This is a genomic window from Vibrio sp. UCD-FRSSP16_30, from assembly GCF_001676025.1.
Lineage (GTDB): Bacteria > Pseudomonadota > Gammaproteobacteria > Enterobacterales > Vibrionaceae > Vibrio.
The window spans coordinates 305,276-315,706 of record NZ_LZFW01000002.1; the positions used below are offsets into that span (position 1 = coordinate 305,276).

Annotated in this window: 6 protein-coding genes, 1 tRNA gene and 2 rRNA genes; 2 read left to right on the forward strand and 7 right to left on the reverse strand. The window is 41.7% G+C overall.

All coding sequences use genetic code 11. The annotated features are described in order from the left end of the window. Positions 1-10: 10 nt before the first annotated feature. Positions 11-1,120, reverse strand: a complete 1,110-nt coding sequence (locus A9260_RS02920; protein ID WP_068696011.1) for a pyridoxal-phosphate-dependent aminotransferase family protein — start codon at positions 1,118-1,120, stop codon at positions 11-13. A 288-nt stretch (positions 1,121-1,408) separates the two neighbouring features. Between A9260_RS02920 and lysC the strand changes: the two genes are divergently transcribed. Next, positions 1,409-2,764, forward strand: a complete 1,356-nt coding sequence (gene lysC, locus A9260_RS02925; protein WP_068696013.1) for a lysine-sensitive aspartokinase 3 — start codon at positions 1,409-1,411, stop codon at positions 2,762-2,764. A gap of 40 nt (positions 2,765-2,804) precedes the next feature. Here the strand turns inward: lysC and metH are convergent, their stop codons facing one another. Further along, positions 2,805-6,473 carry a methionine synthase gene (metH, locus tag A9260_RS02930; protein WP_068696015.1) on the reverse strand — a complete coding sequence of 1,223 codons (3,669 nt, stop codon included), beginning with the start codon at positions 6,471-6,473 and terminating at the stop codon, positions 2,805-2,807. A 177-nt stretch (positions 6,474-6,650) separates the two neighbouring features. Between metH and A9260_RS02935 the strand changes: the two genes are divergently transcribed. Further along, the gene (locus tag A9260_RS02935) at positions 6,651-7,940 is read left to right on the forward strand and encodes a cation:proton antiporter (protein WP_068696017.1); all 1,290 of its coding nucleotides are present in this window, start codon (positions 6,651-6,653) and stop codon (positions 7,938-7,940) included. Between the two features lie 68 nt (positions 7,941-8,008). On the opposite strand, the gene metA is transcribed toward A9260_RS02935, so the two are convergent. From metA to A9260_RS02960, 5 genes are all read right to left on the reverse strand, one after another. After that, on the reverse strand, positions 8,009-8,950 hold the full coding sequence (gene metA, locus A9260_RS02940) for a homoserine O-acetyltransferase MetA (RefSeq protein WP_068696019.1): 942 nt from the start codon (positions 8,948-8,950) through the stop codon (positions 8,009-8,011). A 96-nt stretch (positions 8,951-9,046) separates the two neighbouring features. Further along, positions 9,047-9,598 carry a hypothetical protein gene (locus tag A9260_RS02945; protein WP_068696021.1) on the reverse strand — a complete coding sequence of 184 codons (552 nt, stop codon included), beginning with the start codon at positions 9,596-9,598 and terminating at the stop codon, positions 9,047-9,049. 211 nt (positions 9,599-9,809) lie between these two features. Further along, a tRNA-Asp gene (locus A9260_RS02950) sits at positions 9,810-9,886 on the reverse strand. Between the two features lie 67 nt (positions 9,887-9,953). Further along, positions 9,954-10,069: ribosomal RNA gene (gene rrf, locus A9260_RS02955) — 5S ribosomal RNA — on the reverse strand. Between the two features lie 130 nt (positions 10,070-10,199). Further along, positions 10,200-10,431: ribosomal RNA gene (locus A9260_RS02960) — 23S ribosomal RNA — on the reverse strand; the annotation flags it as partial.

Consider the following 10,431-nt stretch of genomic DNA (forward strand, 5'->3'; position numbering starts at 1 on the left):
TTTGACTAATCTATAACACCTCTTTAAGTGCCTGTAAGCAAAGTGCGATATTTTCCTTGCGGGCACCATACCCCATTAACCCAATACGCCATGCTTTACCGGCTAAATCGCCAAGCCCGGCACCAATTTCAAGATTGTATTCATTCAATAAACGCTGGCGAACAACTGCATCATCAATGCCTTCCGGCACATAAATCGCATTCAATTGAGGCAATCGATACTCTTCTTCTACCACAAACTGAATCCCAAGTTTTGACAGACCTTGTTTTAACTGCTGATGAGCATCTGCATGTCGTTGCCAAGCATTTTCTAACCCTTCTTGTTGCAGCATTAATAAAGATTCATGTAATGCGTACAAGCTATTGACCGGTGCAGTATGGTGATAGGCTCGCTTGCCTTCGCCACTCCAATATCCTAAGACTAAACTCTGATCTAAGAACCAACTTTGAATGGGCTGTGTTCTTGATTCTATCTTCGCAATAGCTTGGCTAGAAAAGGTTAAAGGCGATAGTCCTGGCGTACACGAGAGACATTTTTGACTTCCCGAATACACTGCATCCAACTGCCACTCATCCACTAATAAAGGAACGCCACCAAGAGAGGTTACGGCATCCACAATCACCAGCATATCTTGAGATTTAGCAATTCTAGATAAGGCTTTCGCATCACTTAATGCTCCCGTTGAAGTCTCGGCATGCACAAAAGCAACCGCAATTGCATCGGGATTCTGCTCTACAGCACTTTGCAGTTTAGCTTCAGAAACAGGGCAACCCCACTCATCATCAACCACAATCGCAACTCCGCCACAGCGTTCTACGTTTTGACGCATTCTCTCGCCAAACACACCATTGCGACAAACAATGACCTTCTCTCCAGGCTGAACCAAGTTAACAAAGCACGCTTCCATTCCAGCACTTGCGGGGGCGGATAAAGCAATCGTAAACTCATTCTCCGTCTGAAAGGCGTATTTAAGTAATAGTTTCAATTCATCCATCATCTCAATAAAAAGAGGGTCTAAATGACCAATAGTTGGACGAGATAACGCTTGTAAAACCTGAGGTGAAATATCGGAAGGACCCGGTCCCATTAATGTTCGTTGAGGAGGATTGAAGCTGCGCATAATTAAACCTTGCTAAAAAATGACCTATACAGGTTATTGCATAGAAAAATGACACTCAATCAACATATAGCAGAAGTATGCGGTAGTTAAAAAACTAACGATATGTATTAAGGCGTTGACATAATTTATACAAACCAGTTCAATGAAGATTCAAGAGTTGATTATCAGCATAGGGTAATTAGGACAAACTCTTTTCATTAAGTGCGTGATGAGTAACACACACTTTTTACTCGTATCATTACGTAATATGAGTATTTGTATATTTTGAAGGATTAATGGAGATAGACTGTGAGCAAAATCAACGTCGCTAAATTTGGTGGCACCAGCGTAGCAAACTTTGAGGCAATGAACCGATGCGCAGCCATCGTAGAAAATAACCCTCACACAAAACTTGTTGTGATCAGCGCCTGCTCTGGCGTAACCAATATTTTAGTCGAATTAGCGAATGGTGTTGCCGATCAAGTTCAACGTGAACAGCGTCTTAAGCAATTAGTCGATATTCACTTCTCCATTATTAATCAGTTAAAACAACCTCAAACCATTACTAATGAAATCAATGAGATTCTCACTAAAGTATCTCAATGTGCCGAAAAAGCGATTAATGAACCTAGTGAGCAATTGACCGATCAATTAGTCTCTTGTGGTGAATTGATGTCAACGCACATTCTCTGTCAGATCATATGCGAACGTGGCCACACCGCGCAGCGTTTTGATATTCGTACTGTAATGAAAACCACATCGGTGTTTGGTAATGCTGAGCCTTTACTTGATGAAATTAGCATTGCTGCACAAACTCATTTAGCACCAATTTGCAAAGATTCAATCGTAGTGACACAAGGCTTTATTGGCTCGGATCTCAACAACAAAACAACCACATTGGGACGAGGTGGCAGTGACTATAGCGCGGCATTAATAGCAGAAGCTATTTCCGCTTCTGGCCTAGAAATTTGGACTGATGTTCCGGGGATCTATACTACCGATCCTCGCATAGCACCTAAAGCGCATCCAATTAAAGAAATCAGCTTTGCTGAAGCCTCAGAGATGGCCAATTTTGGTGCTAAGATTTTACATCCATCGACTCTAGTCCCAGCCTTGAGACACAAGATCCCGGTGTTTGTAGGATCGTCAAAAGAGCCACAACTTGGCGGTACATGGGTAAAACAAGAAGTCGCAAGCGCACCATTATTTAGAGCAGTAACACTGCGTGGTAATCAGACTTTAATTACCTTAAAAAGCCTCAATATGTTCCAAGCCAGTGGCTTTTTAGCCAAAGTATTCACCATACTGGCTCAACATAAAGTATCGGTCGATCTAATCACGACTTCTGAAATTAGTGTCTCTCTCACTTTAGATCGCACGAATACACAAGGCGGATCGCCTAAATTACCACCCGCAGCACAAAAGGAACTTGAAGAGTTATGCTCAGTAGTTGTTGAACACAACTTAAGTTTAGTCGCTCTAATTGGTAATGAGATGGGGCAAGCTAAAGGAACGGCAAAACAGATCTTTGGTACTTTAGAAGACTATAATTTAAGAATGATTTGTTATGGGGCAAGCTGTCATAACCTATGTTTCTTACTGCATGAATCGTATGCTCGACACGCTGTTCAGCAGTTACACAGAGAATTATTTGAACACGAATAATCAGTAATAAAAAATGGGGCTTTTAAGCCCCATTTTTATATTAAGCGTTAAGGTTTGGCCCTAACCATTTTTCAGCCTCTAACCACTCCCAACCTTTACGTTCGGCATAGTCTTTCGCTTGGTCTTCTTGGATCTGCGCAATAGCAAAATAGCGACAATCAGGATGCGAGAAATACCAACCAGAAACTGAAGCACCAGGCCACATCGCATAACTGGTTGTTAGTGACATGCCAATGGTTTCTTCGACATTCATTAACTCCCACAACGGCCCTTTTTCAGTATGTTCAGGACAAGCAGGGTAACCCGGCGCAGGACGAATACCTTGGTACTTTTCACGAATAAGATCATCGTTACTCAATTGCTCATCAGCACTGTATCCCCAAATTTTGATACGCACTTGTTGATGCAGATATTCTGCAAACGCTTCGGCTAAACGATCCGAAACTGCTTGAATCATAATGGCATTGTAATCATCACCTGCGGCTTTATAAGCGTCAGCAACTTCTCTCTCGCCAATACCACCGGTTACCGCAAAACCACCAATCCAATCTTTTAATCCACTATCTTTAGGCGCAATATAATCACTCAAGCAGTAGTTAAAGCCTTTTGGTTTCTTGGTTTGTTGTCTTAGGTGATGCAGTGTTTTCGCCACGGTGGTACGAGACTCATCTGTATACACTTCAATGTCATCACCCACACTATTCGCAGGGAACATTTGGCACATTCCGTTGGCTTTGATGATCCCGTCCGCTTCTATCTGATCGAGTAGATCATTGGCATCTTTAAATAGGCGCTGAGCTTCTTCTCCCACTACTTCATGTTTCAAAATCGTAGGGTATTTACCCATCAAGCTCCAAGTCATGAAAAATGGGGTCCAATCAATATAGTCACGCAATACCGATACGCTCATATCTTTAATCACCACAGGTTCTAATTGCTGCGGCATCGGTGGAGTATAAGCTTGCCAATCGATGGCGACTTTATTCGCTCGTGCTTTTTCTAGAGTCACTGGCGGTGTCTTAGGACGTTTTCTGGCGTGTTGCTCTCGGACTCGATCGTAATCAAGATTCAACTTTTCAGTAAATGCTGGTTTCTGCGCAGCAGAAAGCAACGCAGAGCATACCCCAACAGCGCGAGATGCATTGTTAACATAAACAACAGGCTCAGAGTAATTCTGTTCAATCTTAACTGCGGTATGGGCTTTAGAAGTGGTTGCGCCACCAATAAGCAGAGGTAAGTTGAAGCCTTGACGCTCCATCTCTTTTGCAACGTGGACCATTTCATCTAGAGATGGTGTGATCAACCCTGATAGGCCGATAATATCTACGTTTTCTTCCTTAGCCACTTTTAAGATTTTATCACAAGGAACCATAACCCCAAGATCAACGATGTCATAGTTATTACATTGCAGAACAACGCCGACAATGTTCTTTCCGATATCATGAACATCGCCTTTTACAGTAGCTAATAGGATTTTACCGTTAGTTTGGCCTACCTCTTTTAACGCATCAATAAAAGGCTCAAGGTGGCCAACAGCTTGCTTCATTACACGAGCTGACTTCACTACCTGAGGTAAAAACATTTTACCTTCACCAAATAAATCACCCACCACATTCATGCCATCCATTAAAGGCCCTTCAATGACCTCTATTGGCTTGCTGGCATTTAAACGGGCTTCTTCTGTATCTTCGATAATAAATTCGGTAATGCCTTTAACAAGTGCATGTTCAAGACGTTTTTCTACAGGCCAGCTACGCCATTCAAGTACCACGCCCTCATCTTTAGGGCCAACACCGTTTTCTCGATATTCACCAGCAATATCCAGTAATCGCTCAGTACCATCATCGCGGCGGTTAAGAATAACGTCTTCGACTGCTTCGCGAAGCTTGTCAGGGACGTTATCGTAAACCTCTAATTGACCGGCGTTAACGATCCCCATATCCATGCCGTTTTTGAAACAGTGGTATAGGAATACCGCATGAATGGCTTCACGTACGTAATTGTTACCGCGAAATGAGAATGAAACGTTAGACACGCCTCCGGAGATCATTGCGTGCGGAAGTGTGCGTTTAATATCAGCAACCGCTTCTATAAAATCAACCGCATAGTTATTGTGCTCGTCGATACCTGTCGCAACAGCAAAGATATTAGGGTCAAAAATAATGTCTTCAGCAGGGAAACCAACTTCATCAACAAGAATGTTGTAGGCGTTAGTACAAATTTCAACTTTACGTTCACGAGTATCCGCTTGGCCAACTTCATCAAAGGCCATCACGATAACTGCTGCGCCATAGCGACGAATTAACTTAGCTTGCTCGACAAATTTTTCTTTGCCTTCTTTCATAGAGATTGAGTTAACAATCCCCTTGCCCTGAATACACTTTAAGCCCGCTTCGATGACTTCCCACTTAGAGGAATCGACCATGATCGGTACTTTGGATATTTCAGGTTCAGAGGCACATAGATTAAGGAAGCGAACCATACACGCTTCGGCATCAAGCATCCCTTCATCCATATTGATATCGATGATCTGAGCACCGTTTTCAACTTGTTGTCTGGCAACATCTAGAGCTTCTTCATACAGCTCTTCTTTTATTAAGCGCTTAAAGCGAGCAGAACCGGTAACGTTTGTTCTCTCACCCACATTCAGAAATAGAGTTTCTTTTTCTATGGATAGAGGCTCTAAACCAGATAAACGACAAGCGGGCTTAATGTCGGGTAATGCGCGAGGCGTTACATTATCAACCGCTTCTGCCATCGCTCGGATGTGTTCAGGTGTCGTACCACAACAACCACCAACAAGGTTAAGGAAACCTGAGTTAGCCCATTCATGAATATGCTCTGCCATATCCTCAGGAGATAAGTCATATTCACCAAAGGCGTTAGGTAAACCAGCATTGGGGTGGACGGAAATAAAGGTTTCTGAAATACGAGAGAGCTCTTCTACGTATGGACGCAGTTCATCAGGACCAAGAGCACAGTTCAAACCAAATGAAATAGGGTTAACGTGTCGTAAAGAGTTATAGAATGCTTCTGTCGTTTGGCCTGACAAGGTTCGGCCTGATGCATCAGTGATTGTTCCTGAAATCATCACCGGAAGTGACGAACCTATTTCCTCAAAAACAGTTTCAACAGCAAACGCACAAGCTTTAGCATTAAGAGTATCAAAGATGGTTTCGATCAAAATAAAATCAGAACCACCCTCTATTAACGCCAGAGTCGATTCTTTATACGCGACAACCAGTTCATCAAAACTAACATTTCGAAAGCCAGGATCATTGACATCAGGAGAGATCGAACAAGTTCTATTTGTTGGACCTAAAACACCAGCAACATAGCGAGGTCTGTCCGGCGTTTTTTGTGTCCATTCATCAGCCGCTTCACGCGCTAATTTAGCGGCTGCAAAGTTAATTTCCGCACTCAACTCCTCCATATCATAGTCCGCCATCGCAATGGTGGTTGAGTTGAAGGTGTTAGTTTCTAGAATATCAGCGCCTGCTTCTAAGTAATCGCTGTGGATTTGCTTGATAAGCTGTGGCTGAGTAAGAACAAGTAAATCATTATTACCTTTTAGGTCACAGTGCCAGTCAGTAAAACGATCGCCTCGAAAGTCTTCTTCTTCTAGTTTTTCATTTTGAATCATGGTGCCCATGCCACCATCGATTAAAAGAATGCGTTTTTTTAACTGATTTGCTAATTGATCTCTCATACTGCGTCCTGCTGAGGTGTGTCACTTTTAACCTATTATCCTATCACAGAAAAATTAGATTTCTAGACGTCTAAAGTGAGCTATTTAACGCTATGATGAGTGTTACGAGTAAGTTTATTTGATCTCGGTATTATTTTGTCTCACAGTGATGAGGCGGGTTAAATTTAGGAGAAGGAAATGGAAGCCTACCACACGCTGTGTTTTTTAGCTGCTGGAGCAATATTGATAACCTATATCAATAGTAGAATTGGCAAATTACAAACAACAATAGCCATTACGGCCGGTGCATTGTTACTCTCTTTGGGAGTCATCATTGCTGGGCAAGCAGGGTTATTCAAGCTATCTCATGTGGCGAGAGAAACCATTGCATCGATTAATTTCGAAGACTTTTTATTAAATGGAATTCTTGGCTTCCTGCTATTTGCTGGCGGTCTTGGCATTAAGCTAAAGCATCTAAAAGATCAAAAATGGGAAATTACCGTTCTTGCTTTAGGTGCGACGTTATTCTCAACCTTCTTTATCGGGTTTTCTCTACATCAGATTTTTATACTATTGGGCTTTAATCTAGACCTAATTTATTGCTTGTTGTTCGGCGCTCTGATCTCACCGACCGATCCAATTGCGGTTTTGGCTATCGTAAAAAAACTAAAAGCTCCAGCGCGCATATCTACGCAAGTTGAAGGGGAATCATTATTTAACGATGGCTTTGGTCTAGTTATCTTTGTCACTCTATATACGATAGCTTTCGGTAGCGAAGCTCCAACAATGGCTTCTGTTTCAACCTTATTCTTACAAGAGGCTATCGGTGGCATTCTGTATGGCTTTGTATTGGGTCTGCTATTCCATAAGTTAATTAGCTCTATAGACGACCACTCTATGCAGTTGCTACTGACTTTATTAATCCCTTCAACAGGGTATGTATTTGCAGAAGTAATAGGGGTTTCAGGGCCTCTATCTATGGTTGTTTCTGGCATTATCATTGGTAACTGGACTCGCAATACTGGCTTCACTGAAGAAAGTTACAGTAGCTTAGAGCACTTTTGGGAGTTGATAGACGAATTCTTAAATGGGATTTTATTCTTGCTTATTGGTATGTCGATGCTGCTGTTTGAATTCCATCATGAAGATTGGACGATGATGGTTATAGCCGTACCGTTAGTATTAGTCGCGCGCTATCTAAGTGTGAAGTTAACCTATATCGGTTTCAGTCGATTTAGAACTTATAACCCTATGTCAGTAAAAATACTCACCTGGGGTGGTCTAAGAGGAGGACTGGCAATCGCAATGGCAATCTCCATACCTTCTGGAATCATGGTTATCCCTGAGAAAAACATCGATGTTAAAGAGATCATCATGGTCATGACCTACTCCGTCGTAATGTTCTCAATATTGATTCAAGGAATGACCATTATTCCTCTTATTCAAAAAGCAAAACGCTTAGAAAAAGAAGCTGAGCAAAATAAATAGATGGTTTGATTGTTCTAAATTCAATCATTAAAAAAGGCATGTCATTTTAAATGACATGCCTTTTTTTGTTATTCGTCAGTAGTAAAGTTATCTTCTGAAAAGTCAGCTAAATCATACGGAGTTTGTTGATAAACGCAGTAGTTCAACCAATTACTAAAAAGTAGATGCCCATGACTACGCCATGTGGCGCGAGGATCTTTATCAGGGTTATCATCTGGATAATAGTTAACAGGGATAGGAGGTTCCATTCCTTCACCCTTGTCTCTCACATATTCAGTATCCAGAGTATGTGATTCGTATTCAGGATGCCCGGTGACAAATACATTACGCTTATCTGGAGAGGATGCTAAATAGACTCCGGCTTCATCAGAGGTTGCCAAAATATCAAGATCGGTATTTTCTTCCAGATATTTAGGTGAAAAATCAGCATAACGAGAATGTGGCGCTAAAAAGTGGTCATCAAACCCTCTCAATAAAGGGTGATAAACATTATGAGTATTATGGCTATAAACGCCAGATAGCTTCTCTTTACGAGTTTTCTTAGGAAGGTCATAAAGCAGTTTTAAGCCAGCTTGAGCTGCCCAACACACATAAAGAGTCGAAGTAACGTGAGCCTTTGCCCAAGTCATAATTGATTGCAAGTGCTCCCAATAAATGACGTCTTCAAACTGGACTAACCCTAATGGAGCGCCTGTAATAATAAGGCCATCAAAGTTTCGCTCTTTAACCGCTTCAAATTGACGGTAAAAGTTATCTAGATGCTCTGTGGGAGTATTTTTACTGGTTCTATTGTCAATGCGCAATAGTTCAATATCGACTTGTAGAGGGCTATTTGATAAAAGGCGTAGAAATTGAGTTTCAGTCTCAATTTTCTTAGGCATTAGATTAAGAATCAATACACGTAGCGGTCGTATCATCTGGGTTGATGCACGACTTTCTGACATAACAAAGATACTCTCACCTCTAAGAATATCAGTAGCCGGTAATTGATCAGGGACTCGAATAGGCACTAGCGCACTCCTTTAAACATCTAGACGTCCATACACTTCTACGTTTAGACTACTGTAATAGCCTGCAACTGTCGAGGCAAATTATCGTACCAAACGTTAATCTCTAGACCATTGATACTTTGAAGGCTCACCTAATTGTTTAAAGTAATCTGAATGCAGTTGTTTAAATTGATCTTTTTGTATCTCAGCTATATTCCACTCATCAAAATTCACCGTCAAATTACTATTGTTAATATAAATAGTGGCTTTATCCAAGTGATTAACTACAGCACGATAGCTATAAATATTGGTGTTATCACAGTCAAAGGTAACGTCGTCAGCAGGGCGTTGGTTGATCTTTAACTTAGCTACTATAGGTTCATCAGCACTATGGCATGAATCAAAGTATGAAAATCGCAGCAGCAGCTTATTGTTCATCGTGGTATAGACAGAGATCTCAAGAGATTGAGGAATATAAAGTTTACGCAGTAATAACTGATGGGTATCGGTAGTGCGGGCGATCTGCACCCCGCTATCTATAATAGGAAAACCTAACCATTGCCAATCGTACCCTCTATCTTTATAAGTAAGTAAGCCAAACAAGCTAGCAAATGCCGTTACTAAAAATATAGAAAGTAAGCAAAATGTGAGTATTAATAATTTTTTCATTAATCAGGTATATCAGTTTTTAGTAAGCATACCATTTAACAATAAGCGATAAACGCAAAAAAGCCCCAACATTTCTGTTAAGGCTTTCTTTAATAGTGGCTTGGTTTCCGGGACTCGAACCCACGACCCTCGGCATGACATGACACTGCTAGTCATTTTCCTATAAATGCAAAAAAGCCTTAACATTGCTGTTAAGGCTTTTTTTAATAAGTGGCGGAGTGGACGGGACTCGAACCCGCGACCCCCGGCGTGACAGGCCGGTATTCTAACCAACTGAACTACCACTCCGCAGTGGTCAACTCACTAAGTGAGCGTCCATATCTACAGATTCTGCAATCTATAGATTTAAATTAAAGCCTGGCGATGTCCTACTCTCACATGGGGAAGCCCCACACTACCATCGGCGCTATTATGTTTCACTTCTGAGTTCGGCATGGAATCAGGTGGGTCCACAATGCTATGGTCGCCAAGCAAATTTTAAAATTCGGAAAACTGCTTTTTACCTTCATCTTTTCTAAAAAGATGAAAACAAAAGTTTAAAAGTTCTTATACACATTCAATCTGTTCTTGCTTCGAGTCCACAAAACCCCTTGGGTGTTGTATGGTTAAGCCTCACGGGCAATTAGTACAGGTTAGCTCAATGCCTCACAGCACTTACACACCCTGCCTATCAACGTTCTAGTCTTGAACAACCCTTTAGGACACTTAAAGTGCCAGGGAAGACTCATCTCAGGGCTCGCTTCGCGCTTAGATGCTTTCAGCGCTTATCGATTCCGAACTTAGCTACCGGGCAATGCCATTGGCATGACAACCCGAACACCAGAGGTTCGTCC

Bases quoted from the DNA above. Each gene is read 5' to 3' on its own strand.
- A9260_RS02920 (WP_068696011.1), bottom strand. From the start codon at position 1,120: ATGCGCAGCTTCAATCCTCCTCAACGAACATTAATGGGACCGGGTCCT.
- metH (WP_068696015.1), bottom strand. From the start codon at position 6,473: ATGAGAGATCAATTAGCAAATCAGTTAAAAAAACGCATTCTTTTAATC.
- A9260_RS02935 (WP_068696017.1), top strand. From the start codon at position 6,651: ATGGAAGCCTACCACACGCTGTGTTTTTTAGCTGCTGGAGCAATATTG.
- A9260_RS02945 (WP_068696021.1), bottom strand. From the start codon at position 9,598: ATGAAAAAATTATTAATACTCACATTTTGCTTACTTTCTATATTTTTA.